The 25,257-nt window shown below is 72.5% G+C and carries 28 protein-coding genes and 2 tRNA genes; 20 read left to right on the forward strand and 10 right to left on the reverse strand.

Annotated elements, in window-relative coordinates; genetic code table 11:
• Nucleotides 1-3: 3 nt before the first annotated feature.
• Genes kdsB through AC2EAQ_RS01140 form a run of 5 tightly spaced genes read right to left on the reverse strand, consistent with a single transcriptional unit; the run spans nucleotide 4 to nucleotide 3,124 of the window.
• Nucleotides 4-777, reverse strand: coding sequence for a 3-deoxy-manno-octulosonate cytidylyltransferase (gene kdsB / locus AC2EAQ_RS01120; RefSeq protein WP_484639841.1), 774 nt, complete (start codon nucleotides 775-777; stop codon nucleotides 4-6).
• Complete coding sequence (locus AC2EAQ_RS01125; RefSeq protein ID WP_484639842.1) at nucleotides 774-977, reverse strand: Trm112 family protein; 204 nt, start codon at nucleotides 975-977, stop codon at nucleotides 774-776. Before AC2EAQ_RS01125 ends, kdsB begins: the two co-directional genes overlap by 4 nt.
• Nucleotides 974-2,014 (reverse strand): tetraacyldisaccharide 4'-kinase, encoded by a 1,041-nt coding sequence (lpxK, locus tag AC2EAQ_RS01130; protein ID WP_484639843.1) that lies wholly within the window; start codon nucleotides 2,012-2,014, stop codon nucleotides 974-976. The genes AC2EAQ_RS01125 and lpxK overlap by 4 nt, the downstream gene beginning before the upstream one ends.
• A 25-nt stretch (nucleotides 2,015-2,039) precedes the next feature.
• The gene (locus AC2EAQ_RS01135; protein ID WP_484639844.1) at nucleotides 2,040-2,468 is read right to left on the reverse strand and encodes an ExbD/TolR family protein; all 429 of its coding nucleotides are present in this window, start codon (nucleotides 2,466-2,468) and stop codon (nucleotides 2,040-2,042) included.
• Nucleotides 2,465-3,124, reverse strand: a complete 660-nt coding sequence (locus AC2EAQ_RS01140) for a MotA/TolQ/ExbB proton channel family protein (protein ID WP_484639845.1) — start codon at nucleotides 3,122-3,124, stop codon at nucleotides 2,465-2,467. The genes AC2EAQ_RS01135 and AC2EAQ_RS01140 overlap by 4 nt, the downstream gene beginning before the upstream one ends.
• A 388-nt stretch (nucleotides 3,125-3,512) precedes the next feature.
• Here AC2EAQ_RS01140 and xseA point away from each other — a divergent pair, with 388 nt between their 5' ends.
• Complete coding sequence (gene xseA / locus AC2EAQ_RS01145; RefSeq protein ID WP_484639846.1) at nucleotides 3,513-4,820, forward strand: exodeoxyribonuclease VII large subunit; 1,308 nt, start codon at nucleotides 3,513-3,515, stop codon at nucleotides 4,818-4,820.
• A gap of 73 nt (nucleotides 4,821-4,893) precedes the next feature.
• Nucleotides 4,894-5,475 (forward strand): superoxide dismutase, encoded by a 582-nt coding sequence (locus AC2EAQ_RS01150; protein ID WP_484639847.1) that lies wholly within the window; start codon nucleotides 4,894-4,896, stop codon nucleotides 5,473-5,475.
• A 12-nt stretch (nucleotides 5,476-5,487) separates the two neighbouring features.
• On the opposite strand, the gene AC2EAQ_RS01155 is transcribed toward AC2EAQ_RS01150, so the two are convergent.
• A complete protein-coding gene (locus tag AC2EAQ_RS01155) occupies nucleotides 5,488-5,955 on the reverse strand; it encodes a DUF192 domain-containing protein (protein WP_484639848.1) in 468 nt (155 codons plus the stop codon).
• Nucleotides 5,956-6,062: 107 nt separating this feature from the next.
• Here AC2EAQ_RS01155 and rraA point away from each other — a divergent pair, with 107 nt between their 5' ends.
• The 16 genes from rraA to AC2EAQ_RS01235 all read left to right on the forward strand — a co-directional run bounded on the left by rraA (nucleotide 6,063) and on the right by AC2EAQ_RS01235 (nucleotide 18,384).
• Complete coding sequence (rraA, locus tag AC2EAQ_RS01160) at nucleotides 6,063-6,551, forward strand: ribonuclease E activity regulator RraA (RefSeq protein ID WP_484639849.1); 489 nt, start codon at nucleotides 6,063-6,065, stop codon at nucleotides 6,549-6,551.
• Entirely contained in the window at nucleotides 6,548-7,072 is a 525-nt protein-coding gene (locus AC2EAQ_RS01165) for a hypothetical protein (protein WP_484639850.1), read from the forward strand. Before rraA ends, AC2EAQ_RS01165 begins: the two co-directional genes overlap by 4 nt.
• 13 nt (nucleotides 7,073-7,085) lie before the next feature.
• A tRNA-Pro gene (locus AC2EAQ_RS01170) sits at nucleotides 7,086-7,162 on the forward strand.
• Nucleotides 7,163-7,193: 31 nt separating this feature from the next.
• Nucleotides 7,194-7,270: transfer RNA gene (locus AC2EAQ_RS01175), tRNA-Arg, on the forward strand.
• Between the two features lie 76 nt (nucleotides 7,271-7,346).
• A complete protein-coding gene (locus AC2EAQ_RS01180) occupies nucleotides 7,347-7,724 on the forward strand; it encodes a DUF2946 family protein (RefSeq protein WP_484639851.1) in 378 nt (125 codons plus the stop codon).
• Between the two features lie 130 nt (nucleotides 7,725-7,854).
• Nucleotides 7,855-8,313 (forward strand): copper chaperone PCu(A)C, encoded by a 459-nt coding sequence (locus AC2EAQ_RS01185; protein WP_484639852.1) that lies wholly within the window; start codon nucleotides 7,855-7,857, stop codon nucleotides 8,311-8,313.
• A 162-nt stretch (nucleotides 8,314-8,475) separates the two neighbouring features.
• Nucleotides 8,476-9,153 (forward strand): cytochrome c biogenesis heme-transporting ATPase CcmA, encoded by a 678-nt coding sequence (gene ccmA, locus AC2EAQ_RS01190; RefSeq protein WP_484639853.1) that lies wholly within the window; start codon nucleotides 8,476-8,478, stop codon nucleotides 9,151-9,153.
• A gap of 6 nt (nucleotides 9,154-9,159) precedes the next feature.
• Nucleotides 9,160-9,828 carry a heme exporter protein CcmB gene (gene ccmB / locus AC2EAQ_RS01195; protein ID WP_484639854.1) on the forward strand — a complete coding sequence of 223 codons (669 nt, stop codon included), beginning with the start codon at nucleotides 9,160-9,162 and terminating at the stop codon, nucleotides 9,826-9,828.
• 3 nt (nucleotides 9,829-9,831) lie between these two features.
• A complete protein-coding gene (gene ccmC, locus AC2EAQ_RS01200) occupies nucleotides 9,832-10,596 on the forward strand; it encodes a heme ABC transporter permease CcmC (protein ID WP_484639855.1) in 765 nt (254 codons plus the stop codon).
• Nucleotides 10,593-10,760 (forward strand): heme exporter protein CcmD, encoded by a 168-nt coding sequence (ccmD, locus tag AC2EAQ_RS01205; RefSeq protein ID WP_484639856.1) that lies wholly within the window; start codon nucleotides 10,593-10,595, stop codon nucleotides 10,758-10,760. The genes ccmC and ccmD overlap by 4 nt, the downstream gene beginning before the upstream one ends.
• On the forward strand, nucleotides 10,757-11,221 hold the full coding sequence (ccmE, locus tag AC2EAQ_RS01210) for a cytochrome c maturation protein CcmE (RefSeq protein ID WP_484639857.1): 465 nt from the start codon (nucleotides 10,757-10,759) through the stop codon (nucleotides 11,219-11,221). The genes ccmD and ccmE overlap by 4 nt, the downstream gene beginning before the upstream one ends.
• The gene (locus tag AC2EAQ_RS01215; RefSeq protein WP_484639858.1) at nucleotides 11,218-13,209 is read left to right on the forward strand and encodes a heme lyase CcmF/NrfE family subunit; all 1,992 of its coding nucleotides are present in this window, start codon (nucleotides 11,218-11,220) and stop codon (nucleotides 13,207-13,209) included. The genes ccmE and AC2EAQ_RS01215 overlap by 4 nt, the downstream gene beginning before the upstream one ends.
• Nucleotides 13,206-13,736, forward strand: coding sequence for a DsbE family thiol:disulfide interchange protein (locus tag AC2EAQ_RS01220; RefSeq protein WP_484639859.1), 531 nt, complete (start codon nucleotides 13,206-13,208; stop codon nucleotides 13,734-13,736). The genes AC2EAQ_RS01215 and AC2EAQ_RS01220 overlap by 4 nt, the downstream gene beginning before the upstream one ends.
• Nucleotides 13,729-14,196 carry a cytochrome c-type biogenesis protein gene (locus AC2EAQ_RS01225; RefSeq protein WP_484639860.1) on the forward strand — a complete coding sequence of 156 codons (468 nt, stop codon included), beginning with the start codon at nucleotides 13,729-13,731 and terminating at the stop codon, nucleotides 14,194-14,196. The genes AC2EAQ_RS01220 and AC2EAQ_RS01225 overlap by 8 nt, the downstream gene beginning before the upstream one ends.
• A complete protein-coding gene (gene ccmI / locus AC2EAQ_RS01230; protein ID WP_484639861.1) occupies nucleotides 14,193-15,494 on the forward strand; it encodes a c-type cytochrome biogenesis protein CcmI in 1,302 nt (433 codons plus the stop codon). The genes AC2EAQ_RS01225 and ccmI overlap by 4 nt, the downstream gene beginning before the upstream one ends.
• Nucleotides 15,495-15,651: 157 nt before the next feature.
• Nucleotides 15,652-18,384: a M16 family metallopeptidase gene (locus AC2EAQ_RS01235; RefSeq protein ID WP_484639862.1), complete on the forward strand. Its 2,733-nt coding sequence runs from the start codon at nucleotides 15,652-15,654 to the stop codon at nucleotides 18,382-18,384.
• Between the two features lie 51 nt (nucleotides 18,385-18,435).
• Here AC2EAQ_RS01235 and AC2EAQ_RS01240 read toward each other — a convergent pair whose 3' ends face one another.
• The gene (locus tag AC2EAQ_RS01240; protein ID WP_484639863.1) at nucleotides 18,436-19,128 is read right to left on the reverse strand and encodes a glutathione S-transferase N-terminal domain-containing protein; all 693 of its coding nucleotides are present in this window, start codon (nucleotides 19,126-19,128) and stop codon (nucleotides 18,436-18,438) included.
• A gap of 45 nt (nucleotides 19,129-19,173) precedes the next feature.
• Between AC2EAQ_RS01240 and AC2EAQ_RS01245 the strand changes: the two genes are divergently transcribed.
• Complete coding sequence (locus tag AC2EAQ_RS01245; RefSeq protein ID WP_484639864.1) at nucleotides 19,174-19,908, forward strand: hypothetical protein; 735 nt, start codon at nucleotides 19,174-19,176, stop codon at nucleotides 19,906-19,908.
• A gap of 21 nt (nucleotides 19,909-19,929) precedes the next feature.
• Here AC2EAQ_RS01245 and AC2EAQ_RS01250 read toward each other — a convergent pair whose 3' ends face one another.
• Genes AC2EAQ_RS01250 through AC2EAQ_RS01260 form a run of 3 tightly spaced genes read right to left on the reverse strand, consistent with a single transcriptional unit; the run spans nucleotide 19,930 to nucleotide 22,976 of the window.
• Nucleotides 19,930-21,147, reverse strand: coding sequence for an acyl-CoA dehydrogenase family protein (locus AC2EAQ_RS01250; protein WP_484639865.1), 1,218 nt, complete (start codon nucleotides 21,145-21,147; stop codon nucleotides 19,930-19,932).
• A 27-nt stretch (nucleotides 21,148-21,174) separates the two neighbouring features.
• Entirely contained in the window at nucleotides 21,175-22,251 is a 1,077-nt protein-coding gene (locus AC2EAQ_RS01255; RefSeq protein WP_484639866.1) for a phosphotransferase, read from the reverse strand.
• A 17-nt stretch (nucleotides 22,252-22,268) separates the two neighbouring features.
• On the reverse strand, nucleotides 22,269-22,976 hold the full coding sequence (locus tag AC2EAQ_RS01260) for a Crp/Fnr family transcriptional regulator (protein ID WP_484639867.1): 708 nt from the start codon (nucleotides 22,974-22,976) through the stop codon (nucleotides 22,269-22,271).
• 168 nt (nucleotides 22,977-23,144) lie between these two features.
• Here AC2EAQ_RS01260 and AC2EAQ_RS01265 point away from each other — a divergent pair, with 168 nt between their 5' ends.
• On the forward strand, nucleotides 23,145-25,256 hold the full coding sequence (locus tag AC2EAQ_RS01265; protein ID WP_484639868.1) for a FimV/HubP-related protein: 2,112 nt from the start codon (nucleotides 23,145-23,147) through the stop codon (nucleotides 25,254-25,256).
• The last annotated feature ends 1 nt before the right edge of the window (nucleotide 25,257 follow it).

Consider the following 25,257-nt stretch of genomic DNA (forward strand, 5'->3'; position numbering starts at 1 on the left):
GGATTATGGGCGCTGGGCCTCGACGAGGCGGCGCACGCGCTCCAGGTCTTCGGGCGTGTCCACGCCCGGCCCGGGCTCGCGCGTGCTGACGTGCACCGCGATGCGCTCGCCGTGCCACAGCACGCGCAGCTGCTCCAGCGCTTCCAGGCGCTCCAGCGGGGCCATCGGCAGCGACGGAAACCCGCGCAGGAAGCCGGCGCGGTAGGCATACAGGCCCACGTGCCGCAGCGGCGCCGGCTCGGGCAGGGCGGCCAGTTGCTCCAGGCCCTTCGAATTGCCGTCGCGCCACCAGGGCAGCGGCGCGCGGCTGAAGTACAGCGCCCGGCCCTGCGCGTCGAGCACCACCTTCACCACGTTCGGGTTCGCGTACTCGGCCACCGAGGCCAGCGCATGCGCGGCGGTGGACATGACGCAGTCGGGGCGGCGGGTCAGCAGCTCGGCGCAGGCGTCGATCAGCTCGGCGTCGATCAGCGGCTCGTCGCCCTGCACGTTGACGACGATGTCGTCGCCGTCGAGGCCGAGGTGCACGCAGGCCTCGGCCAGTCGGTCGCTGCCGCTGGCATGGTCGGCGCGCGTCATCAGCGCGCGCACGCCGTGCTGCGCACACGCGGCCACGATCGACTCGTGGTCGGTGGCCACCACCACCTCGTGCGCCGACGACTGCGCCGCGCGCCGGGCCACGCGCACCACCATCGGCTGGCCGCCGATGTCGGCCAGCGGCTTGTCGGGCAGGCGCGTCGAGGCCAGCCGTGCAGGCACGACGACGGTGAACCTCATGCCGGCTCCTGCTCCGGGTCCCAGGCCTGCGCCTCGCCCTCGAGCATCACGGGAATGCCGTCGCGGATGGGAAACGCCAGCCGGTCCGCCGCGCAGGCCAGGGCGCGCGGCCGCTGCTCGGCGTCGCGCAGCATCACGAGGCGGCCCTTGCACACCGGGCACACGAGCAGGTCGATCAGGCGGTTGTCGAGAATGCTCATCGTGAGGGCGGGGGTGGCAGCAGACGGTCGATCGCCTCGGCAAACCCGGGCTCGGGCGTGAAGTCTAGCGGCGCCACCCACACACGAGCCTTACTCGTTTGCGAGCCCCCGAGCTTGACCGCGTCCTTCTCGGTCAGCACGACCTGCAGGCCATCGTCGTCGGGCCAGGGCAGGGTGTCGAAGCGATGGTGGTCGGGCAGCGCCATCACGGCCGCTTCCACACCCGCGGCACGCAGCATGGCGAAGAAGCGGTCCGGCGTGGCGATGCCGGCCACGGCCAGCACCCGGTGCCCGCTCAGGGCGCGGGCGATGTCCGGGTCGGGTGCGTCGCCGCGGCGCCAGGCCTCGAGCGGCAGCACGCCGGCCAGCCGCCGCGTGCCGACGTGGCCCGGCAGCGGCGTGCTGGCGCGGCCGGCGCTGTAGAGCACGACGCTGGCGCGCGGCAGGGTCGAGGGCAGCGGCTGGCGCAGCGGGCCGGCTGGCAGGCACAGGCCGTTGCCGACGCCGCGGTCGTCGAACACCAGCACCTGCACGTCGCGCGCCAGCCGGTGGTGCTGCAGCCCGTCGTCGCTGACGACGATGTCCACCTGCGGATGCTGCCGGCACAGCGCCTGCACCGCGGCGACGCGGTCGCGGCCGACGGCCACCGGCACGCCGCCGCGCCGCCGGATCAGCATCGGCTCGTCACCCACATCGTCGGCGCGGCTGTCGGCGTCGAGCACCTGGGGCGCCGTGGCGCGGCCGCCATAGCCGCGCGACACCACGCCTGGGTGCCAGCCGCGGCGGCGAAGATGCTCCACCAGGGCCAGCACGACCGGCGTCTTGCCCGCACCGCCGACCACGAGGTTGCCCACCACCACCACCGGGCACGGGGCGGCCCGGGGGCGCGTCAGTGCGCGGTCGGCTCGGGCCAGCGCCTGCCAGATCCACGACAGCGGCCACAGCAGCAGGGCGAGGGACCCGGGGCGCGGTCGCCACCACGCGGACTCGAGGACCGCGGCGGGGCCGCGGCGGGCAGCGGGCGGGGGGGCCGCCACGTCAGCGGGCGGCGTGGCCGCCACGTCAGCGCGCGGCGCTGTCGCCGCCCGTCTGCGCCGCGAAAGTCAGTCGCGGCAGGCCGGCGCGTCGCGCCGCGTCGAGCACGTTGACCACCGACTGGTGCGCCGACGTGGCGTCGGCCGAGACGATGACCACCGGGTCCTTCTGGCCCTGCGCGGCGGCGCCCAGCGCGGCAGCCAGGGCGTCGACGCTGCGGCCACTGACGGCGCTGCGGTTGACCGCGTAGCGACCGTCGCCCGACACCGCCACGATGATCTCCGCCGGCCGCTCGCGCATCTTGTCGGCTTCCGCGGTGGGCAGGCTCACCTGCAGCTCGGTGAACTTCGAGTACGTGGTGGACAGCATCAGGAAGATGAGCACCACCAGCAGCACGTCGATGAACGCGATCAGATTGATCTCCGGATCCTCGGTGCGGGGTTTGCGGAAATTCATGCGTTGCCGGCGTGCGGGTTGGCCGCCGCGCTGCGGCGCACCGCGAAGCGCATCAGGTGCGGCACGAGGCGCTCGGCGGCCTGTTCCATGTCGACGGTGTACTCGTCGACCCGGCCGCGGAAGTAGCGGTAGAACATCAGCGCCGGGATCGCGATGATCAGGCCGAACGCCGTGTTGTACAGGGCGATCGAGATGCCATGCGCGAGCTGAGCCGGGTTGGTGCCGCCGGTGGGTGCCTGCGAGCCGAAGATCTCGATCATGCCCACCACCGTGCCCAGCAGACCCAGCAGCGGCGCCGCGGTGGCGATGGTGCCGAGCGTGTTCAGGTAGCGCTCCAGCCGGTGCACCATCACGCGGCCGGCGTTCTCGAAGGCCTGGCGCAGCGCGTCCTCGGTGATGCGCGGCTCCGCCACCACGGCGCGCAGGCCGGCGGCCAGCACCGAGCCCATCGCCGAGCTGTTGCCGAGCTTGGTCACCACGTCGGTGGACGGCAGGCTGGTGCGCGTCAGCCCCACCACTTCGTCGAGCAGCTTGTCGGGGGCCACGCGCGAGCGGCGCAGGCTGATGGACCGCTCGATCACCAGGGCCAGGCCGACGATCGAACACAGGATGAGCGGCCAGATCGGCCAGCCGGCCGCTTGAATGATGGAAAGCAAGGCGTGTCTCGGGGTCGGTCGGGATCGGAGGGATTACAGTGTCCGCGGGCTCAACGGGCCAACGCGGGGCGCGCGGATTATCGGCCCTGGACGCAGCGGCAGACGGTTTCCAAGGGTGCCCTCGTCGCGTGGGCGCATCGCAAGGGCCGAGCTTGCCAACTCATCCACGCCAACTGTGGACAACTGTGTGGGTATCCTCGTCCGCCCCGCCGCAGAACCGCGTCGTTGCTGGCCCGGATACAGTTTGCTCAAGGATTCAGCAGGAAAAAGTCCATGCAAATCAATGGGTTGCACGAAAATTACAGGCTCGTGACCGGCACATGGGCCTTCCGGGCCAGTATTGGCGCGGCTGTGGAGTTCTGGACCCGCGCCAGCATTGGGCCGGCCGGTGGCTGAGGCGCCCGCGCTGCGGGGCACGCCGCGCGCCTGGACCGTCGGCGCACTGCTGCTGGCGGTGAGCGACGCGCTGGCGGCCCGCTTCTCGTCGTGCGTGGTGCAGGGCGAGCTGTCGGGGGTGACGCGGGCGGCCAGCGGCCATTGCTACTTCACGCTGAAGGACGCCGACGGCGCCCAGGCGGCGGTGCGCTGCGCCATGTTCCGCCGGGCCGCGTCGCTGCTGGACTTCGCGCCGCGCGACGGTCAGCAGGTCGAGCTGCGCGGCCGCCTGGCGGTGTACGAGCCGCGCGGCGAGATGCAGCTCGTCGTCGAATCGATGCGGCCGCTGGGCGCGGGCTCGCTGTACGAGCAGTTCCTGCGCCTGAAGGCCAAACTGGAAGCCGAAGGGCTGTTCGACGCCGGCCGCAAGCGGCCGCTGCCGCCGCTGGCGGCTCGGGTGGGCATCGTCACGTCGCTGGGCGGCGCGGCGCTGCACGACATGGCGACCACGCTGGCCCGGCGCGCGCCGCAGGCAAGGGTGATCGTCTACCCGTCGCTGGTGCAGGGGCCCGAAGCCCCCGCCGCGCTGCTGTCGGCGCTGGCCGCGGCCGCGCAGCGTCGCGAGGTGGACCTGCTCATCGTCGCGCGTGGCGGTGGCTCGATCGAGGACCTGTGGGCCTTCAACGACGAGCGCGTCGTCCGCGCTGTGGCGGCGATGCCGATGCCGGTGATCTCCGGCGTCGGCCACGAGACCGACGTCACGCTGACGGACTTCGCCGCCGACGTGCGGGCGCCCACGCCCACCGCCGCCGCCGAGCTGGCGCTGCCCTCGCGCGACGACCTGCTGGCGGGCCTGGACGACACGGCGCGCCGCCTGCGCACGCTGCTGCGCCATCGGCTCGAGTCGCACGGGCAGCGGCTGGATCGAATGGCGCTGCAGCTGGCCCGTCCGGCGCAGGCCCTGGCGCGGTCCCGGCAGGGCCTTCAGGGGCTGGAGCATCGCCTGGGGCGCGCGCTCGGCCGGGCGATCGACCCGCAGCCGGCGGCCCTGCGGCGCCTGCTCGACCGCCTGCAGGCCGCGGTGGCGCGGTCGATGACCGGCCGCACGGCGCGGCTGGACACGCTGCAGGGCCGGCTCGGCGCGCTTGACCCGACCCAAGTGCTGCGCCGCGGCTATGCCTTCGTGCTCGACGCGCAGGCGCGCCCCGTGCTGTCGGCGCGGCGCGTCGAGCCGGGCCAGAGGCTGGCGCTGCAATGGCACGACGGTGCGGTGCGGGCCCGGGTCGAGCCCGACGGTGCCGACGCGCCGGCACCGGATTGACCCGCCCGTCGGCCGGGGCGCCGCACCTGCCTAGAATCGGCTCCGTCCTCACCCACACGCCACAGGAAGAATCATGGAACACACCCTGCCGCCCCTGCCGTACGCGATCGACGCGCTCGCGCCCCACTACAGCAAGGAGACGCTCGAGTTCCACCACGGCAAGCATCACAACGCCTACGTGGTGAACCTGAACAACCTGCAGAAGGGCACCGAGTTCGATTCGATGACGCTCGAGCAGATCGTCAAGAAGGCCAGCGGCGGCGTCTACAACAACGCGGCCCAGATCTGGAACCACACCTTCTTCTGGAACTGCATGACGCCCAACGGCGGCGGCGAGCCCACCGGCGCCCTGGCCGCGGCGATCAACGCCAAGTGGGGCAGCTATGCCGCCTTCCGCGAGGCCTTCGTCAAGAGCGCGGTCGGCAACTTCGGCTCCGGCTGGACCTGGCTGGTCAAGAAGCCCGACGGCAGCGTGGACATCGTCAACACCGGCGCCGCCGGCACGCCGCTGACCACCGCCGACAAGGCGCTGCTGACCGTGGACGTGTGGGAACACGCCTACTACATCGACTACCGCAACCTGCGCCAGAAGTTCGTCGAGACCTTCCTCGACAAGCTGGTGAACTGGAACTTCGCGGCGGCGAACTTCGCCTGACGCGCGTGCCGGCTACGGGGTGCCGAGCGGCTTGCCGCCGGGCCCCGTCAGCCGGGCCCCCGCCTTGATGCCGCGTTTGGCGAACCATCCCTGGTTCATCTCCAGCGCGTAGCGCACCGGCCTGGCCGAGCAATGGCTGTCCAGCGATTGCGGCTGCATGTCGGCCACGTTGACCACCGTGCCGTCGTCGGCCAGGAAGGCGATCGACAGCGGCAGCAGGGTGTTCTTCATCCAGAAGCACTGCACCGAGGGCTGATCGAACACGAACAGCATGCCCTCGTGCTGCGGCATGTCGCGCCGGTGCATCAGGCCCACCGAGCGCTGCTCGGGCGTGGCGGCCACCTGGGCCCGGATGCTGTAGGTGCCGGCGCGCATCTCCACCACCGGCAGGTTCATCTGGGGCCGATCCTGGGCCGGCGCGGCCGCGCAGAACAGCATCGTGGCCAGGAGGGCCGGGACGGAGATGCGGGGATTGGGCATGATGGTGGTGTCGGGGCGTCGGCCGATTATCGGTGCGCCCCATTGAACGCGTCGCCACGCATCCGCGTGCACCGGCCCGACCCGCCTGTTTCATCCGAGGAGCCGCGATGAGCCTGCCTGCCACCTGCGACCTGTGCGACGCCCTGAAGGACGAGCCGTCGCTGCGCGTCCTGAGCCCGCTGCTGCGGTCGTTCGGCGGCCGGGCCGCCTTCGCCGGCACGGTGGTCACGTTGCAATGCTTCGAGGACAACACCCATGTGCGCGCCGCGCTCGAGCAGCCGGGCCAGGGCCGGGTGCTGGTGGTGGACGGCGGCGGTTCGCTGCGCACCGCGATGGTCGGCGGCAAGCTCGGCGACCTGGCGGCGCGCAACGGCTGGGCCGGCGTGGTGGTCGACGGTTGCGTGCGCGACGTGGCGGAACTGGCGGCGGCGGATGTCGGCATCCGCGCGCTGGCGCCGTGCCCGATGCCGCCGGCCAAGCGCGGCGAAGGCCGGCGCGACGTGCCGGTGCGCGTCCAGGGCGTGCCGGTGCGGCCCGGCGACTGGCTGCTGGCCGACGCGGACGGCGTGATCGTGCTCGACCGCGCGCCGTCATGAGCGCCAAGGCCCGGGCCGCGCCGGTGTCGCCGGCGGAAGACCCCACCGACGCCATCGCGCGCCGCTGCCGCCGCCTCGTGACCCAGCGCGCGCTGCTGGCGGCTGGCGTAGCGATGGTGCCGGTGCCGGGGCTGGACTGGCTCACCGACGTGGGCGTGCTGGTCAAGCTGCTGCCCGAGATCAACCGGGCCTTCGGCCTGAGCCCCCAGCAGATCGAGCGCCTCGCGCCCAACCGGCAGCTGGTCGTCTACAAGGCCATCAGCGCCGGCGGCGGGATGCTGGTGGGCAAGCTGGTGACGCGCGAGCTGGTGATCCAGCTGCTGAAGATCGTCGGCGTGCGCCTGACCACGCAGCAGGCCGCCAAGTACGTGCCCATCGCCGGGCAGGCGGTGTCGGCCATGCTCACCTACGGGGCGCTGCGTTTCGTCTGCGAGCAGCACATCCGCCAGTGCCAGGCCGTGGCGCGCACGCTGGCCTTGCCCGCGCCGAAGCCGCCGAACGCCGAAGTGGTGCAACCGTAGAATGCCCTCACGTCGGGGCGTAGCGCAGCCTGGTAGCGCGTCTGCTTTGGGAGCAGTAGGTCGCACGTTCGAATCGTGTCGCCCCGACCAACCGCCATCGTGACCCCGCGCCGCGGCGCGACTGCCCGTAGCTCAACTGGATAGAGCAGCTGCCTTCTAAGCAGCAGGTCGGGGGTTCGAGTCCCTCCGGGCAGGCCAACTGATCGACAGCTCCAGGCGGATGGCTCGCACGTCGGGAGGTTCTCCCGATCCGCGTCGATAGAATCGACGCGCAATGATCCGCAGCCGCCTCCTCGTCCGCATCGCCGCGTGGGCTGCCTGGGCCGCGATGCTCATGGCCACGCTGGCGCCGGCGGTGTCGCATGCGCTGGCTGCCCGCGATGGCGCGTTGTGGGCGGAGGTGTGTTCCGCGCAGGGGGCTTCGCGTGTCCCCGTTGGCGCAAAGCCTGGGCAGCCGGACCCATCGTCGCCCCATTGGCCTTGCGGCTACTGTACGGCGCCGGGGACCGATCTCGCGGTCCTCCAGCCCGAGTCGGCATGGCAGGCTCTCCAGTTCGGTTCCGCCGGCGTCACGGCCCCCGGGGCGCGCCCACCAGTCGCGGCCGACCTCTGGCCGACCGGCCAGCCTCGCGCGCCACCGGCCTGCGCCTGATCGTCGTGCAGCCGCCCCGGTCGGGGCGAGCGGCCGGCCTCGGTTCTCTTCGCGTCGCGCCTGCGCGGCATGCCCGCGGGCCGGGCACGACCGGCGCCCGGCGCCTGTTCCGTTTGAACTGGAGTCTCACATGAACTCGCTTCTTCGCATCCCCCTGGCCGTGGCCGTCGCGTTGGCCGCACAAGCCGCAACCGCCCAGACCACCGTGGCGGAACCCTGGATCCGCGGCACCGTGGCGCAGCAGAAGGCCACCGGCATGTTCGCCCGCATCACGTCAACGCAGGGAGGCCGTCTCGTGTCGGCCAGTTCGCCGGTGGCCGGCCTCGTCGAGATCCACGAGATGGCGATGGACGGCAACGTGATGAGGATGCGCGCCGTCTCCGGCCTGGACCTGCCCGCCGGCAAGGCCGTCGAACTCAAGCCGGGCGGCTATCACGTCATGCTGATGGATCTGAAGCAGCAGATGAAGGACGGCGACACCGTGCCGGTCACCCTCGTGATCGAAGGCAAGGACGGCAAGAAGGAGACGCTCGAGGTCAAGGCCGCGGTGCGTCCGCTGGGGCTGCCGCAGGGCGGCCACAAGCACTGACGCCAGCTTCCGCGCCGCCGGCGGCGAGGCGGTTGCCTCAGGGCATGGGTCTGCGGGTAACCTAGAGGTGTTGCCCCGGGGCGGCTCTTGAAGATCGCGCTGTCGGGGTTCGTATCGCGACGGCCCGCCCATGGCTGAGTTCTCGACAAAGGATTCGAACCCTTGACCGACGCCGACTTGCCGCCCGCAGCCCAGCCGCCCGTCGCGGCGCTGCCTGCGCTGGCCTTGCACGACGTCGCCTGCCGCCGCGGCGGCCGGCGGCTGTTCGCGGGCGTGAGCTTCGAGGTGCGGCCGGGTACGGCCACGTGGCTGCGCGGCCGCAACGGCCGCGGCAAGACCAGCCTGCTGCGCCTGGCCGCCGGGCTGTCCACGCCCGAGGCCGGGTCGGTCACCTGGGGCGGCGTGCCGGTGCGGCGCGCGCCCGACCTGCCGGCCCGGCGCGTCTACATCGGCCATGCCAGCGCGCTCAAGGACGATCTCACGCTGACCGAGTCGCTGCGCTTCCTGGCGGCGCTGCACGGTCGCGCCGACGACCCGGCGGCGATCCGCGCCGCGCTCGAAGGGCTGGGCCTGGGCGCGCGCCTGCAGGCCCCGGTGCGCACCCTGTCGCAGGGCCAGCGCCGGCGCGGCGCACTGGCGCGGCTGGCGCTGGAGCGCGATGCGGCGCTGTGGATCCTGGACGAGCCCTACGACGCGCTGGACACCGACGGCCTGGCCGCCGTCAACCGCCTGCTGCGCGCGCATCTCGCGCGCGGTGGCAGCGTGCTGCTCACCAGCCACCAGTCCGTGGGCGCCGACGCGCCGCCGATGGCCGAGTTCGACCTCGACGCCTGCGCCTGAGTGCCGATGGCCGCTGCCTTCACCGCCCTCTACGCCCGCGACCTGCGGCTGGCCCTGCGCCGCCGGGTCGAGGCACTGCTGCCGCTGATGTTCTTCGTGGTCGCGATCAGCCTGTTCCCGCTCGGGGTGGGGCCGGAGCCCGACCGCCTGCGCGAGATCGCCGCGGGCATCGTCTGGGTCAGCGCGCTGCTGGCGGCGATGCTGTCGGTGTCGAGCCTGTACGCGGGCGACATGGCCGACGGCTCGCTGGAGCAGATGATCCTGTCCGGCCAGCCCGGCGCGGTGATCGCCGGCGCCAAGGCCGCCGCCCACTGGACCGTGACCGGCGCGCCGCTGGTGCTGGCCGCGCCGCTGATCGGCCTGCTGCTGGACATGAGCCTGCCGGCGCTGGGCACGCTGGTGGTGTCGCTGCTGCTGGGCACCCCGATCCTCAGCCTGCTGGGCGGCCTGGGGGCCGCGCTCACGCTGGGCGTGCGCAGCGCCGGCGTGCTGCTGATCCTGCTGGTGGTGCCGCTCACCACGCCGGCCCTCATCTTCGGTGCCGGTGCCGTGGGGGCCGCCGACAGCGGGCTGTCGGTGTCGGGCCACCTCTCGCTGCTGGGGGCGCTGGCCATCTTCACGGCGCTGCTGGCGCCGCCGGCCACCGGCATGGCGCTGCGCATCGCGATGGAGTAGGGCATGACCACCGCACCCACCCGCCTGACCACCTTCGCCGCGCCGTCGCGCTTCCACCGTCTCGCCGACCGGGTCAACCCCTGGCTGTGGGCCCTGGCGATCGCGCTGTATGCCGCCGGCCTGTACATCGGGTTCTTCGTCGCGCCGACCGACGCCACGCAGGGCGAGGCCTACCGCATCATCTTCATCCACGTGCCGGCGGCGTGGATGTCGATGATCCTGTACCTGGCGATGGCGTTCTGGGCCGGGGTGGGCTGGGCCCTCAACGCGCGCATGGCGTTCAACGTGGCGCGGGCCCTGGCCCCCACCGGCGCACTTTTCACGTTCCTGGCCCTGTGGACCGGCGCCTTCTGGGGCAAGCCGACCTGGGGTACGTGGTGGGTGTGGGACGCGCGCCTGACGTCGGAACTCATCCTGCTGTTCCTGTATCTCGGCTTCATTGCTCTCGTGAACTCGATCGACGACTGGTCACGCGCCGACCGGGCCGGCGCGCTGCTGGCGCTGGTGGGGGTGGTGAACGTGCCGATCATCTATTTCTCCGTGAAGTGGTGGAACACGCTGCACCAGGGCGCCACCATCAGCCTGACCGCCGCGCCCAAGATGGCCCACACCATGCTCACCGCCATGCTGCTGATGACCTTCGCGTTCTGGGCCTATGCGTTCGCGGTGGTGTTTACCCGGGCCCAGGCCATCGCCCTCGAAAGAGACCGCGACGCCGACTGGGCGGCCGATCTGGCGCAAGCTGCACCGAAGGAAGGATCCCGATGAACTGGACCGACTTGAACCACTTCCTCTCGATGGGCGGCTACGGCCTGTACGTCTGGGGCTCCTACGCCATGACCCTGGCCGTCATGGCCGCCGAGCCGGTGCTGGCCCGGCGCCGCCGCGCGGCGGCCCTGCGCGCCGTCGGCACCCCGGAGGGCCAGTCGTGAAGCCCCGCCAGCGCCGCATCGCGATCGTCGTGGGCATCGTCGTCGCGGTCAGTGCCGGCGTCGGGCTGGTGCTCAACGCGTTCCAGAGCAACCTGGTGTTCTTCTTCTCGCCGACGCAGGTGGCCGCGGGCGAGAGCCCGGCCGACCGCACGTTCCGCATCGGCGGCCTGGTCGTCGAAGGCAGCGTCAAGCGCACCGGCACCCAGATCGAGTTCGGTGTCACCGATACCGCGAAGGCCGTCACCGTGCGCTACACCGGCATCCTTCCGGACCTGTTCAAGGAAGGCAAGGGCGTCGTGGCGCAGGGCAAGCTCGGTGCCGACGGCGTGTTCATGGCCCGCGAGGTGCTGGCCAAGCACGACGAGAACTACATGCCCCCCGAGGCCGCCGAGGCGCTGGCCCGGGCCCAGAAGACGAACCAGAAGATCGCCGACACGGTGGTGCCGGGAGCCCGCCCATGACGCCGGAACTCGGTCATTTCGCGCTGCTGCTCTCGCTGGGCGTGGCGCTGGTGCAGGGCGTGCTGCCGATCGCCGGCGCCGCCCGCGGCCGCGCCGACTGGATGGCGCTGGCCCGGCCGGCGGCGCAGGCGCAATGCCTGCTGGTCGTCATCGCCTACGCCTGCCTCACCGCGGCCTTCATCGGCAACGACTTCTCGGTTCATTACGTGGCGTCGAACTCCAACTCGGCGCTGCCGCTGGCCTATCGCATCGCCGCCGTCTGGGGCGGCCACGAAGGCTCGCTGCTGCTGTGGCTGCTGATGCTCAGCCTGTGGACCCTGGCCGTGGCCGCCTTCAGCCGCCACCTGCCGCAGGACATGGTGGCGCGCATCATCGGCGTGCTGGGCCTGGTCAACGTCGGCTTCCTGCTCTTCACGCTGATCACGTCCAACCCGTTCGACCGCCTGCTGCCTGCGGCGCCCGACGGCCGCGACCTGAACCCGCTGCTGCAGGACCCGGGCATGGTGATCCACCCGCCGATGCTCTACATGGGCTACGTGGGCTTCTCGGTGGCCTTCGCGTTCGCGGTGGCGGCGCTGCTGGGCGGCCGGCTGGACGCTGCATGGGCTCGCTGGACGCGCCCCTGGACCACCGCCGCCTGGATCTTCCTCACCATCGGCATCGCGCTGGGCAGCTGGTGGGCCTACTACGAGCTGGGCTGGGGCGGCTGGTGGTTCTGGGACCCGGTGGAGAACGCGTCCTTCATGCCGTGGCTGGTCGGCACGGCGCTGATCCACTCGCTGGCCGTGACCGAGAAACGCGGCGCGTTCAAGTCCTGGACCGTGCTGCTGGCGATCATGGCGTTCTCGCTGTCGCTGCTGGGCACCTTCCTCGTGCGCTCGGGCGTGCTGTCGTCGGTGCATGCGTTCGCCACCGACCCGACGCGCGGCCTGTTCATCCTGGCCTTCCTGGGTGTGGTGGTCGGCGGGTCGCTCATGCTGTACGCCTGGCGCGCGCCGACGGTGGGCCTGGGCGCACGCTTCGAGCTGGTGTCGCGCGAGTCGATGCTGCTGGGCAACAACGTGCTGCTGGTGGTGGCGATGGCCACCGTGCTGCTGGGCACGCTGTACCCGCTGGCGCTGGACGCGCTGAACCTGGGCAAGATCTCCGTCGGCCCGCCGTACTTCGACAGCGTGTTCGTGCCGGTGATGGCGCCGCTGGTGTTCCTGATGGGCGTGGGCCCGCTGGCGCGCTGGCGCCAGGCCGAGGTGCCCGATCTCGCCCGGCGCCTGCGCTGGGCGGCCGGCCTCACGGTGGTCGCGGCGCTGGCCACCGGCTGGGCGGCCGGGCGCATCTCGGCGCTGGCCACGCTGGGCTTCCTGATGGCCTGGTGGGTGGTGTTCACGGTGGCCGTGGACGTGATCGAGCGAGTGCGCCCGGGCGCCGGCCTCGCCGGACTGGCCGGCCGCGTGCGCCTCGTGCCGCGGGCCCTGGCGGGCATGTGGATCGCGCACCTGGGCGTGGCCGCGTTCGCCTTCGGCGTCAGCATGGTCAACACCTACGGCATCGAGCGCGACCTGAAGATGGAACCGGGCGACACCACCACGCTGGCCGGCTACACCTTCACCTACCGCGGCGTGCGCGAGATCGAGGGCCCCAATTACAGCGGCGTGCGCGGCCTGATGGAAGTCACCCGCGACGGCCGCCCGGTGGCGCTGATGAAGCCGGAAAAGCGCATCTACCGCGTGCAGCAGAACCCGATGACCGAGGCCGCCATCGACACCGGCTTCACGCGCGACCTCTACGTGTCGCTCGGCGAGCCGGCCGGCCCCGCCGGACAGGCGTGGGTGGTTCGCGTCTACTTCAAGCCCTTCGTCGACTGGATCTGGGGCGGCTGCCTGCTGATGGCGCTCGGCGGTGCCCTGGCCGCGTCCGACCGACGCTATCGCGCCACGCGCCGCGAGCGCGAGGCGCAGGAGGCGCTGGCCGCGTCCGGAGCCGCACCATGAAGGCGCTGCGCTTCCTGATCCCGCTGGCACTGTTCCTGGTGCTGCTGGGGTTCCTGGCGCGCGGCCTGCAGCTGGACCCGCGCGAGGTGCCGTCGCCGCTGATCGGCAAGCCCGCGCCGGCCTTCGCGCTGACGCGGCTGGACGACGAGGCCCGTGTCGTGCGGCGCGAGGACATGCTCGGAAAGGTGTGGATCCTCAACGTCTGGGCCTCGTGGTGCGCGGCCTGCCGCGACGAGCATCCGCACCTGCTGGACTTCGCCCGCACGAAGCAGGCGCCGCTGGTGGGGCTGAACTACAAGGACACGCGGCGCGACGGACTGGGCTGGCTGGCGCGCTACGGCAATCCCTACGAGATGTCGCTGTTCGACGCCGACGGGCGCGTGGGCATCGACTTCGGCGTCTACGGCGTGCCCGAGACCTTCGTCATCGACAAGCAGGGCGTGGTGCGCTTCAAGCAGATCGGGCCGGTGACGCCCGAGGTGCTTCGCGATCGCATCGTGCCGCTGCTCAAGGAACTCAATGCTTAGGTTGCTCGCTTCCTGGCTGCTGCTGGCGGCCTGTGTCGGCGCCGTCGCGCGCGAGGCCGCCCCGGCTACCGCCGACCCGGCGCTCGAGGCGCGCGTGATGCGCATCTCGGCCGAGCTGCGCTGCCTGGTGTGCCAGAACCAGACCATCGCGGACTCTCACTCCGGCCTGGCCGAGGACCTGCGGCAACAGGTGCGCGAGCAGCTCCGTCGCGGCGCCACCGACGAGGAAGTGGTGCAGTTCATGACCGACCGCTATGGCGACTTCGTGCGCTACCGGCCGCCGTTCAATGCGGCCACGGCGCTGCTGTGGGTCGGCCCGGGCCTGCTGCTGGTGGGGGGCGTGGTCACGCTGGGGGTGGTGCTGCGGCGTCGCAACCGCCTGGCGCCCGACCGCTTCGAGCCCGATCTCGACGATGACGACAACGACGGCGCCCCCGCCACCCGGAGAGGGGTGCGATGAGCCTGTTCCTGATCGGTGCCGCGCTGCTGGCGCTGCTGGCGGCCGTGATGCTGACGTGGCCCCTGTGGTGGCGCGGCCGTCCCGGCAAGTCCCCGGCCGCCTCGCCCGAGGCGGCGCGCGTGCAGGCGCAGTTGCAGCAGCTGAAGTCGCTGCACGAGGGCGGGGCGCTCGGCGAGGCGGCCTATGCGCAGGCCCGCGAGCCGCTGGAGCGCCGGCTCGTCGAGCTGGTCACGCTGGACGGGCAGGGTTCCGATGTGGCCGTGGTGAAACCCTCGCCACGGCTCGCCGCGCTGCTGTCGCTGCTGGTGGTGGGCGTGGCGGCGGGGGGCTATGCCTGGCTCGGTTCGCCGGCCGCACTGGACGTCGCGGCGCGCACCAACCCCGACGTGCCGGCGGGCAACGGTCACTCGGTGACCCGCGAGCAGATCGAGGAGATGGTCGCGCGCCTGGCCGATCGCATGAAGGAGCGCCCGGACGACGTCGATGGCTGGGTCATGCTCGGCCGGTCGCATGCGGTGCTCGGGCAGCACGACAAGGCCGTGCCGGCCTTCAAGCGCGCTGCGGAGCTGCGCGCCGACGACGCTGCGGTGCTGGCCGACTATGCCGACGCGCTGGCGGTGGTGAACGGCCGCTCGCTCGAGGGCGAGCCCGCGCGCCTGATCGAACGTGCGCTGAAGCTGGACCCGCGCAACCTCAAGGCGCTGTCGATGGCCGGCTCGCTCGCCTTCGACCGCCAGGACTACGCCGGTGCGGTGCGCCAATGGGAGCAGATGCTGGCCCTGGCCCCCGACAGCGAACTCACGCGCCAGATCCAGGGCGGCATCGACGAGGCACGACAGCGCATGGGGGGCACAGCGACCGCGACGGCGCGGCCGGCACCGCCCGCCACGGTGACCGCCTCCGCTGCGCCCGCACCGGCGGCGGCCCCGACGGCGCCCGCGGCCGGGGGCGGCAAGTCGGTCAGCGGCCGGGTCGTGCTGTCGCCCAAGCTGGCGGCCCAGGCCTCGCCGGACGACACGGTGTTCGTGTTCGCCCGGCCGGCCGAAGGGCCGCGCATGCCGCTGGCGATCCTGCGCAAGAAGGTGCGGGACCTGCCGCTGGCCTTCACGCTCGACGACAGCATGGCGATGAGCCCGGCGGCCACGCTGTCGTCGGCCGCCCGCGTGGTGGTCGGCGCGCGCATCAGCAAGTCCGGCGATGCGACGGCGCAGCCGGGCGACCTGCAGGGCTTCTCGGCCGCGGTGGCCCCCGGCGCCACCGGCGTGGCCATCGAGATCGGCGAGGTGGTCGGTCGCTGACACTTCATTGCATGATGCTGCGGTGAGATATCTCTGCCCCCGATCGACCCGACCGCGGCCAACGCCAGGCCCGCGGCCACCGGGCCCGTGTTGACCCCGTCATGATCCTGCCGCCGGAGCCCCGGCGCCCAACCCTTCGCCATCGAGACGACACGCCATGCCGACCCTGCTGCTTCGCGCCTTCGCGCTGCTCCTGCTGGCCCTGAACGCCGCGGCACCCGCGGTGGCCGCGCCCAAGCCCGTGACCCAGGTCGAGGGCATCACCGAGTACCGGCTGCCCAACGGCCTGCAGGTGCTGCTGGCGCCCGACGATTCCAAGCCGACGACGACGGTGAACCTGACCTACCGCGTCGGCAGCCGGCACGAGAACTACGGCGAGACCGGCATGGCGCACCTGCTGGAGCACCTGCTGTTCAAGGGCACGCCGCGCCATCCCACGGTGTGGGCCGAGTTCAACAAGCGCGGCCTGCGCGCCAACGGCACCACCTGGCTCGACCGCACCAACTACTTCGCCAGCTTCGCCGCCAATGACGCGAGCCTGGCCTGGTACCTGGACTGGCTCGGCGACTCGATGACCAAGAGCTTCATCGCGCGCAAGGACCTCGACAGCGAGATGACGGTGGTGCGCAACGAGATGGAGATGGGCGAGAACAACCCCGGCCGCATCCTGTTCGAGAAGACCCTGGCCACGATGTACCAGTGGCACAACTACGGCAACTCGACGATCGGTGCGCGCACCGACGTCGAGCAGGTGGACATCGGCCGCTTGCAGGCGTTCTACCGCCGCTACTACCAGCCGGACAACGCGACGCTGACCGTGTCGGGCAAGTTCGAGCCGGCGCGCGTGCTGGCGCTGGTGGAACGTCACTTCGGCAAGATCCCCCGGCCCGACCGCAAGCTGCCCGTGCTCTACACGCTGGACGCGGTGCAGGACGGCGAGCGCGCGATCACGCTGCGCCGCGTCGGCGGCACGCCGCAGCTGATGGCGGCCTACCACAGCGTGCCCGGCGCGCACCCGGACCACGCCGCGGCCGAACTGCTGACGCTGGTGATGGGCGACACGCCGGCCGGCCGCCTGCATCGCCGCATGACCGAGCAGAAGCTGGCCGCCGGCACCTGGGCCTGGACCACCGGCTTGCACGACCCCGGCTTCCTGTCCTTCGGCGCCGCGCTGGCGCCGGGGCAGGACATCGCCGCGGCGCAGGCGGCCCTGCTGGCCACGCTCGAAGGCGTGGCGGCGGACCCGATCACCGCCGACGAGCTGGAGCGGGCCCGCGTGAAGTGGCTCAACGACTGGGAGCGGCAGTTCACCGACCCCGAGCAGGTGGGCGTGGCGCTGTCCGAGAGCGTGGCCCAGGGCGACTGGCGCCTGTTCTTCCTGCTGCGCGACCGCGTCCGCGCCGCGCGGCTGGAGGACGTGCAGCGCTTCGCGGCGCAGGTGCTGCTGCCGGCCAACCGCACGCTGGGCGCCTACGTGCCGACGGACAAGCCCGTGCGCGCCGGTGCGCCGGCCCCGGTGGACGTGGCGGCCCAGATGAAGAGCTTCGTGCCCCAGGCCGCCGCCGCCAGTGCCGAGCGCTTCGACGCGAGCCCGGCCAACATCGACGCCCGCACCCAGCGCGGCCGGCTCGCGGGCGCCGCCGCCGGCGTGCAGTTCGCGCTGCTGCCCAAGACCACGCGCGGCCAGTCGGTGTCGGCACGGCTCACGCTGCGCGGCGGCGACCTCGCCACGCTGCAGGGCCAGGCCGAGGCGATGGACCTGATGGCCGCCATGCTGGACAAGGGCACGCCCGAGCTGACGCGCCAGCAGGTGCAGGACCGGCTCAATGCGCTGCGCACCGAGATCCGCATCGGCTACGACGGCGGCGCGCCCGGCGTGCTCACGGTGAACCTGCAGTCGCGCCGCGAGCACCTGCCGGCGGCGGTCGAACTGGTGGGCCAGCTGCTGCGGCGTCCGGCCTTCGACGCCGCCGTGCTCGACGAGCTGCGCCGCGTCGCGGTGGCCGGCATCGAGGCGCAGCGCATGGAACCCGAGGCGGTGCTGCAGGACGCGCTGGCGCGTCACGGCAACCCGTATCCGCGCGGCGATATCCGCCACGCGCGCAACTTCGACGAGCGACTGAAGGACGTGGCCGCCGTGACGCCCGACGTGCTGCGCGGGCTGCATGCGCGCATCGTCGGCGCCAGCCGGGGCGAGCTGGCCGTCGTGGGCGACTTCGACGTCGACGCGGTGAAGGCCGCCGCGACGCGGGCGCTCGGGGGCTGGGCCACGGCCGCGCCGTATGTGCGGGTGCCGCAGCCGCTGGTGGCGGTGCCGCCGGCGCGGCTGGTGTTCCTGACGCCGGACAAGCAAAACGCCGTCATGCAGGCGCTGCTGCCGGTGGCGCTCAAGGAGGGCGACGGCGACTACGCCGCCCTCATGATGGCCAACTACCTGCTCGGCAGCGGCGGCAACTCGCGCCTGTGGAAGCGCATCCGCGAGAAGGACGGCCTGTCCTACGACGTCTACTCCTACGTGGACTGGAACCCCTACGAGGCGAACTCCACCTGGAACGCCGGCGCGATCTTCGCGCCCGGCAACCGAGCCAGGGTGGAAGCCGCCTTCAAGGAGGAGCTGGCGCGTGCGCTGAAGGACGGCTTCACCGCCAAGGAACTGGAAGAGGGCAAGGCCGGGCTGCTGAACTTCCGCCGCCTGTCGCGGGCCCAGGACGGCAACCTCGCCGGCGCGCTGGCGCGCAACCTCGACCTCGAGCGCACGCTGGCGTTCGCGGGGCAGGTGGACGCGCGCCTTTCGGCGCTGACGCTGGAGCAGGTGAACGCCGCACTGCGCCGTCACCTCGACCCGGCGCGTCTGGTGATCGGCGTGGCGGGCGACTTCAAGGACCAGTAGCCCCGCGCTCCTGACCGGCCCGCGGGGCGCATCACGCGCCCCGCGCGGCGGTCATCGCCGCTGGTACTGCGTGCTGCCGAACAGCTGCTCGCGCGCCTTGTCGTCGGTGAGCGGCTTGCGCGCCGAGGCCAGCACTTCCACGCCGCGCTGCACCGCAGGCCGGCCGCCGATCTCGTCGAACCAGCCCTTGAGGTGCGGATAGTCGGCCCAGTCGATGCCCTGGTTCTTCCAGGAGCGCAGCCAGGGGAACACGGCGATGTCGGCGATGGAGTAGTCGGCACCGCCCAGGTAGCGCGACTTCGCCAGCCGCCGGTCCATCACGCCATACAGGCGCTTCGCTTCGTTGGTGTAGCGGTCCACCGCATAGGCGATCTTCTCGGGCGCGTAGATGCGGAAGTGGTGCGTCTGGCCCAGCATCGGGCCCACGCCGCCCATCTGGAACATCAGCCACTGCAGCACCTCGTAGCGGCCGCGCACGTCGGCCGGCAGGAAGCGCCCGGTCTTGCCGGCGAGGTACAGCAGGATCGCGCCGGACTCGAACAGCGACATCGGCTGGCCGTCCGGGCCGTCGGGGTCGACGATGGCCGGGATCTTGTTGTTCGGGCTGATGGCCAGGAAGTCGGGCTGGAACTGGTCGCCCTTGCCGATGTCCACCGCATGCACCCGGTAGGGCAGGCCGCACTCCTCCAGCATGATGTGCACCTTGTGCCCGTTGGGCGTGGCCCACGAATACACTTCGATCATGGTTCGGGTCTCCTTGCGCAACGGCCTCGCTTCACTCTAGCAGCGATGCGAAACCTCTTCAGGCGCTGGTTCGGCCCGGCCCCGCAGGACACGCTGGCGTTCACGCCGGTGCGCCAGTGGGCCGAGGGGGCTGGATGGCGCTTCGCCCCCGCGCGCGGCAGCGAAGGCTTCGTGGTCGAGGCCGGCGGCGACGGCCCTGCGTGGCGCGCCGAGTGGGGCCTCGCGCAACGCGACTACATCGGCGAGCACGAGTTGCGCGTGCGCGCCGACATCGGCGACGCCGGCGACCTGCAGATGCTGGTCATCGCGCGCGCCCTGATGAACCGGCTCGAGAACGACGTTTTCGAGCAGGTGACCGAAGGCAACCAGACCCGCATGGACGACCGCACGCCCGAGGAGATGCGCTGGCTGGTGCTGTTCCCCACGGTGCCGCGCTCGACGCTCGGGCCGCTGCGCGAGCGATTCGCCGCGCTCGCCAACCGCCCGGCCGCCGCGCCGCTGTGGCTCGACGGGCCGCTGTCGCAGGCCTTGCAGGCCGCGGCGCCCTGGCTGGCGGCCGACCTGCCGTTCGTGATGGTGGTGCAACGCGGCCGCTTCGTGCTGCGCATGGCGATGCCGCAGCCCGACGTCGCCACGATGCAGCGCGCGATCGACCTCGCGGTGGTGGCTGCGGCCGCCGCCCGGCGCGTGGGCGAGGAGGTGGTGCGCGGCCAGCTGGGCAGCGAACGGCCCAGCGGCTGGGGCGCGCCGAGCGCGCTGCCGCCCGGCGACGCGCGCTAGGCACCGCCCGCGGCCCGCGTGCTAGCGCGGCGCGCGGCCCAGTTCCAGCTTGGCGAGCGCGTTGCGGTGCACCTCGTCGGGGCCGTCGGCGAACCGCAGCGTGCGGGCCAGCGTGTAGAAGTACGCCAGCGGCGTGTCCTGGCTCATGCCGGCACCGCCGTAGGCCTGCATCGCCCAGTCGATCACGCGGCAGGCCATGTTGGGCGCCACCACCTTGATCATCGCGATCTCGGCCTGGGCGCTCTTGTTGCCGGCCTTGTCCATCATCCAGGCCGCCTTCAGCGTGAGCAGGCGCGCCTGCTCGATCTGGCAGCGCGCCTCGGCGATGCGCTCGCGCGTCACGCCCTGGTCCGACACCGGCCGGCCGAAGGCCACGCGCTGCGTCGCGCGCCGGCACATCAGCTCGAGCGCCCGCTCGGCCAGGCCGATCAGCCGCATGCAATGGTGGATGCGGCCGGGGCCGAGGCGGCCCTGCGCGATCTCGAAGCCGCGGCCCTCGCCGAGCAGGATGTTGGACGCCGGCACGCGCACGTCGTCGAAGTCGATCTCCATGTGGCCGTGCGGCGCGTCGTCGTAGCCGAACACCTGCAGCGGACGCAGCACCTTGACCCCCGGCGTGTCCATCGGCACCAGGATCATCGACTGCTGGGAGTGCCGCGCCGCGGAGGGGTCGGTCTTGCCCATGAAGATCATGATCGCGCAGCGCGGGTCGCCGGCGCCCGAGGTCCACCACTTGCGGCCGTTGATCACGTAGTCGTCGCCGCGGCGCTCGATGCGCGCCTCGATGTTGGTGGCGTCCGACGACGCGACACCGGGCTCGGTCATCGCGAAGGCACTGCGGATCTGCCCCGCCAGCAGCGGCTGCAGCCAGCGCTGCTTCTGCTCCGCCGTGCCGTAGCGCACCAGCACTTCCATGTTGCCGGTGTCGGGCGCCGAGCAGTTGAACACTTCGCTGGCCCAGGGCACGCGGCCCATGATCTCGGCCAGCGGCGCGTACTCGGCGTTGGTCAGGCCGGCGCCCAGTTCGCTGTCGGGCAGGAACAGGTTCCACAGGCCCGCGGCGCGGGCCTTGGGCTTGAGGTCCTCGATCACCTTCAGCGGCGTCCAGCGGCGGCCGGCCGCCGTGTTGGCGATCAGCTCCTCGTGGCAGGCCGCTTCCGCGGGGTAGACATGCTCGGCCATGAAGTCCGAGACGCGCTGCCGCAGCGCATTGGTGCGGTCGGAGAAGGCGAAGTCCATCGATCGGTCCTTGTCGGGAGAAGGGGGTCAGGCGCGGCACGCCATCTGCCAGCCCAGCTCGGCCAGCGGCCGGGCGCCGGCGCCGGCCTGCCGCGCCTGGGCGCTGGCGGCGGTGCCGTCCTCCACGCGCCGGGCGATGCCCTGCAGGATGGCGGCGATGCGGAACAGGTTGTAGGCGAGGTAGAAGTTCCAGTCGGCCGCCAGCGCCTGCGGCGTGGCCAGGCCGGTGCGCTCGCAGTAGCGGCGCACGTAGTCGGCTTCCGAGGGGATGCCCAGCGACGGCAGGTCGAGCCCGCCGATGCCGCGGAACGCGCCCGGCGGGATGTGCCACGCCATGCAGTGATAGCTGAAGTCGGCCAGCGGATGCCCGAGCGTGGAGAGTTCCCAGTCCAGCACGGCCAGCACGCGTGGCTCGGTGGGGTGGAACACCAGGTTGTCGAGCCGGAAGTCGCCGTGCACGACGCTGACCCGCGACCCGTCGCGGGCGCTGGCGGGCAGGTGGGCCGGCAGCCACTCCATCAGGCGGTCCATCGCCTCGATCGGCTGCGTGATCGACGCCGCGTACTGCTTGCTCCAGCGCGCGATCTGGCGCTCGAAGTAGTTGCCGGGGCGCCCGTAGTCGGCCAGGTCGGCGGCCGCCACGTCGACGCAGTGCAGCGCCGAGATGACGCGGTTCATCTCGTCGTAGATAGCGCCGCGCTCCTCGCGCGTCGCGTCCGGCAGGGCCTGGTTCCACAGCACGCGGCCGTCGACGAAGTCCATCACGTAGAAGGCGCGGCCGATCAGGGACTCGTCCTCGCACAGGGCCAGCATCTGCGGCACCGGCACGCCGCTGCCGGCCAGGGCCTTCATCACGCGGTACTCGCGCTCCACCGCATGCGCCGACGGCAGCAGGCGGGCCACTGGCCCCGGCTTGGCGCGCATCACGTAGCGGGCCGCCGGGGTGCGCAGCAGAAAGGTCGGGTTGCTCTGGCCGCCCTTGAACTGCTCCACCGTCAGGGGCCCGGCAAAGCCGGCCACGGTGGTCCGCAGCCAGTCCTGCAGGGCGTTGACGTCGAACGCATGCTCGGGCGCGACGGGACGGGTGCCGGTGAAGTGCTCCATGGCGTTTCAGGCGGCGCTCAGGCCTCGGACAGTGCCAGCAGACGGTCGCGCGACAGCACGACCAGCTTCGACGGCTCGACGCGGATCGCGCCGTCGCGTTCCAGGGCCTTGAGCTCCTGGTTGACGCGCTGGCGCGACGCGCCCAGCAGTTGCGCGAGGTCCTCCTGCGCCAGGGCCAGGCCGATGCGCAGCTGCCCGCCGGCTTCCTCGATGCCGTAGCTGCGGGCCAGCAGCAGCAGCTGGCGCGCCAGGCGCGACGCGAGCGGGCGGGTGTTCAGGTCCTCCAGCGCGTCGAACATCAGGCGCAGGCGGCGGCAGTTCAGCCGCAGCAGCGCGTCGTACAGCTCGACATGGGCCGCCAGCAGGGCGCGGAAGTCCGCCTTGCCCACGGCCAGCAGCGTGGTCGGCCCATGGGCATGGCCGTCGTGGGTGCGCGGCAGGCCGTCGAACAGCGCGATGTCGCCGAACCAGGTGCCCGGCTCGACGTAGGTCAGCGAGATCTGCTTGCCGGACAGGGACACCGAGCTGACCCGGACCGCCCCGGCGGCCACGCCGCACCATTCCTCGGCGCTGGAGCCGCGCACGGCCATGAGTTCGCCGTCGCGCAGGCGCCGCACATGGCTGCGCGCCAGGATGTCCTGTCGCAGCGGTTCGGAGAGCCTGGAAAACCACGGTCCGGTGTCGATGTTGCGGCGTTCTTCGATCGTAAGGGTGGGCGTCGGCATGGCATGTCCCGGTCGCGACAGTGGCGGTGGCCGAGGCGATTGTGGTCCCGCCGCGAAGGTCGGCCGGCCGGGCGTGAACGGCGTCGCACGCCCGGGGCTGCCGCTCGCTTGTCGCGGGGGTCGGCGCAGCAGCCCCATGCTAGAGTGGCGCGGTTCACAAAAGGTCACATGCCGTGCGACCCCGCCACGGCCAAGACTCCCGCACGAGGCATGTTCAGCGGCAAGACCCGATCAACCCTGGCGATCCTGGCCTTGGCCGCCGCCGGCCCGGCTTCGGCCCTGGGCTTCGGCGACATTCGGGCGCAGGTGTTCCTGGGCCAGACGCTGAACCTGGCGGTGCCGGTGCAGCTCAGCGACGGCGAGACCCTCGCCGCGGAGTGCGCGGCGGCCGAGGTGCAGCTCGGCGACTCGAAGCTTCAGCCCGGCCTGGTGCGCGTGCGCGTCACGCAGGGCCGGTCCGCCGCCGAGGCGGTGATCCGCATCGTGACCACCGTCGTCGTCGACGAGCCGGTGGTCAACGTCACCGTGTCGGCGGGATGCCCGGCGCGCATCACGCGCAGTCTGGTGCTGCTGGCCGATCCGCCGCTGGTCAACGTGGCGCCGGTGGTGACGATCCCGCGCGAGCCCACCGCCGACGCGCCCTTGCCGCGCAGCACGCCGCAGGCCCCCGCCACCGCGACGCTCGCGCCGGCCCCTGCAGCGTCCGCACCGGCGGCGCCCCCCCGCGCCACGCGCCCGGCGCCGCCGCCGCGGGCCACGCGAACCGCCGCCGCACCGGCGCGTGCGCCGGCGCTTGCCGCGGCACCCGCTCCAGCCCCCGCAGCGGCCCCGGCCGCCGTCGAAGCCACCAGTGCCCGGCCGCCCGCGGCGCCCGCCTCGCGGCCTGCGGCCGCACCCGTGCGCGCCGGCCGCCCGCGCCTGGAACTCGACCCCGGCGTGGCGGCCGCCAATCTGGCCGCCGTGCAGGCCGCCGAGGCCCGAGCCTCCGCGGCCGAGGCGCAGGTGCTGGCCGCGCGCCAGGCGGCGTCGGAAGCCGAGGCCGCCGCGTCTGCGGCCCGCCAGCAGATGAAGGACCTGGAGGCCGAGGTGGCGCGCATGCGTGCCGACACCAAGGCCCAGACCGAGGCCCTGGTGGCGCTGCGCGCCCAGATCGCCCAGGAGCAGGCCCAGCGCCAGCAGCAACAGTCGCAGCAGGGCTGGCTCGTGCCGGCGCTGTTTGCCGCCACGGCCGCGTTTGCCGCGCTGTCGCTGTGGCTCGGCCTGCGCTCGCGGCGCGAGCCCGAGCCGCTGCCGCCGCCGCGCGGCGACGTGTGGTGGGACAAGGCCGACGAATCCGTGCCGCCGGCCGCCGACCCGGGCGAGGACTCCGCCTACTCGCCGCCGACCTATCAGCCGTCGTCGCGCGCGCCGCTGAAGATGCCTTCGGCCCCGGCCCCGCTGTCGGTGCGGGAAGGCCCGCCCACCGACATCGGCCTGGACTCGCTGATCGCCCCTCCCACTGTGGCTGCTCCGGTGGCCGTGACGATCCCGCCGGTGGCACCGCGGCTGGACGACAGCAGCCGTGCGGTCAGCGTCGACGAGCAGATCGACCTCGAGCAGCAGGCGGACTTCTTCATCGCGCTGGGCCACGACGATTCGGCGATCGACCTGCTGATGGCGCACCTGCGCTCCACCGGGGGCGGCACGCCGCTGCCGTTCCTCAAGCTGCTGGAGATCCATCGCCGCCGCGGCGACCGCGAGGCCTACGAGCGCACGCGCGTGCGCTTCAACCAGCGCTTCAACAGCGTGGCCCCGGAGTGGACCAGCGACCCCGGCGCGGGCCGGGCGCTGGAGGACTACCCGCTGGTGGTGGGCCGCATCCAGCATGTCTGGGCCAACCCGCTGGACGCGATGGCCGAACTGGAGGCGCTGCTGTTCCGGCGCGGCGCGGGCTCGGAGATGTTCGACCTGCCGGCCTACCAGGAAGTGCTGTTCCTGTACCAGCTGGCGCGCGACCTGCACCAGGCCGACCGACCCGAGGAAGCCGACAACGTGGACGTGTTGCTGCCCATCGGCGCGGCGGCCGAGCCGGCGCCCGAAGGCACGATCGTGCTGCGGCCCGAGTTCAACGGCGGTCAGGCCGTGTCGCTGGACCTCGACCTCACCACCAAGACCGGCGAGATCGACACGTCGTCGTCCGGCGCGGAACTCGACTTCGGCACCGGCGGCAGCCGGCCGTCGCAGCCCGGCGACCTGCCGTGGCCCGGTGACGACGGCGACGACAAGCCGCGCCGCGGCTAGG

Source organism: Aquabacterium sp. T101 (assembly GCF_057219775.1).

Excerpts from the sequence above, each read along its gene's own strand:
- AC2EAQ_RS01135 (WP_484639844.1), bottom strand. The coding sequence starts at position 2,468 with ATGAATTTCCGCAAACCCCGCACCGAGGATCCGGAGATCAATCTGATC.
- AC2EAQ_RS01225 (WP_484639860.1), top strand. The coding sequence starts at position 13,729 with ATGCTTAGGTTGCTCGCTTCCTGGCTGCTGCTGGCGGCCTGTGTCGGC.
- AC2EAQ_RS01150 (WP_484639847.1), top strand. The coding sequence starts at position 4,894 with ATGGAACACACCCTGCCGCCCCTGCCGTACGCGATCGACGCGCTCGCG.
- AC2EAQ_RS01235 (WP_484639862.1), top strand. The coding sequence starts at position 15,652 with ATGCCGACCCTGCTGCTTCGCGCCTTCGCGCTGCTCCTGCTGGCCCTG.
- ccmB (WP_484639854.1), top strand. The coding sequence starts at position 9,160 with ATGGCCGCTGCCTTCACCGCCCTCTACGCCCGCGACCTGCGGCTGGCC.
- AC2EAQ_RS01250 (WP_484639865.1), bottom strand. The coding sequence starts at position 21,147 with ATGGACTTCGCCTTCTCCGACCGCACCAATGCGCTGCGGCAGCGCGTC.
- AC2EAQ_RS01165 (WP_484639850.1), top strand. The coding sequence starts at position 6,548 with ATGAGCGCCAAGGCCCGGGCCGCGCCGGTGTCGCCGGCGGAAGACCCC.
- kdsB (WP_484639841.1), bottom strand. The coding sequence starts at position 777 with ATGAGGTTCACCGTCGTCGTGCCTGCACGGCTGGCCTCGACGCGCCTG.
- AC2EAQ_RS01255 (WP_484639866.1), bottom strand. The coding sequence starts at position 22,251 with ATGGAGCACTTCACCGGCACCCGTCCCGTCGCGCCCGAGCATGCGTTC.
- AC2EAQ_RS01215 (WP_484639858.1), top strand. The coding sequence starts at position 11,218 with ATGACGCCGGAACTCGGTCATTTCGCGCTGCTGCTCTCGCTGGGCGTG.
- ccmD (WP_484639856.1), top strand. The coding sequence starts at position 10,593 with ATGAACTGGACCGACTTGAACCACTTCCTCTCGATGGGCGGCTACGGC.
- AC2EAQ_RS01125 (WP_484639842.1), bottom strand. The coding sequence starts at position 977 with ATGAGCATTCTCGACAACCGCCTGATCGACCTGCTCGTGTGCCCGGTG.
- AC2EAQ_RS01245 (WP_484639864.1), top strand. The coding sequence starts at position 19,174 with ATGCGAAACCTCTTCAGGCGCTGGTTCGGCCCGGCCCCGCAGGACACG.
- AC2EAQ_RS01265 (WP_484639868.1), top strand. The coding sequence starts at position 23,145 with ATGCCGTGCGACCCCGCCACGGCCAAGACTCCCGCACGAGGCATGTTC.
- ccmC (WP_484639855.1), top strand. The coding sequence starts at position 9,832 with ATGACCACCGCACCCACCCGCCTGACCACCTTCGCCGCGCCGTCGCGC.
- AC2EAQ_RS01240 (WP_484639863.1), bottom strand. The coding sequence starts at position 19,128 with ATGATCGAAGTGTATTCGTGGGCCACGCCCAACGGGCACAAGGTGCAC.
- rraA (WP_484639849.1), top strand. The coding sequence starts at position 6,063 with ATGAGCCTGCCTGCCACCTGCGACCTGTGCGACGCCCTGAAGGACGAG.
- AC2EAQ_RS01155 (WP_484639848.1), bottom strand. The coding sequence starts at position 5,955 with ATGCCCAATCCCCGCATCTCCGTCCCGGCCCTCCTGGCCACGATGCTG.
- AC2EAQ_RS01180 (WP_484639851.1), top strand. The coding sequence starts at position 7,347 with ATGATCCGCAGCCGCCTCCTCGTCCGCATCGCCGCGTGGGCTGCCTGG.
- AC2EAQ_RS01185 (WP_484639852.1), top strand. The coding sequence starts at position 7,855 with ATGAACTCGCTTCTTCGCATCCCCCTGGCCGTGGCCGTCGCGTTGGCC.
- AC2EAQ_RS01220 (WP_484639859.1), top strand. The coding sequence starts at position 13,206 with ATGAAGGCGCTGCGCTTCCTGATCCCGCTGGCACTGTTCCTGGTGCTG.
- AC2EAQ_RS01260 (WP_484639867.1), bottom strand. The coding sequence starts at position 22,976 with ATGCCGACGCCCACCCTTACGATCGAAGAACGCCGCAACATCGACACC.
- ccmI (WP_484639861.1), top strand. The coding sequence starts at position 14,193 with ATGAGCCTGTTCCTGATCGGTGCCGCGCTGCTGGCGCTGCTGGCGGCC.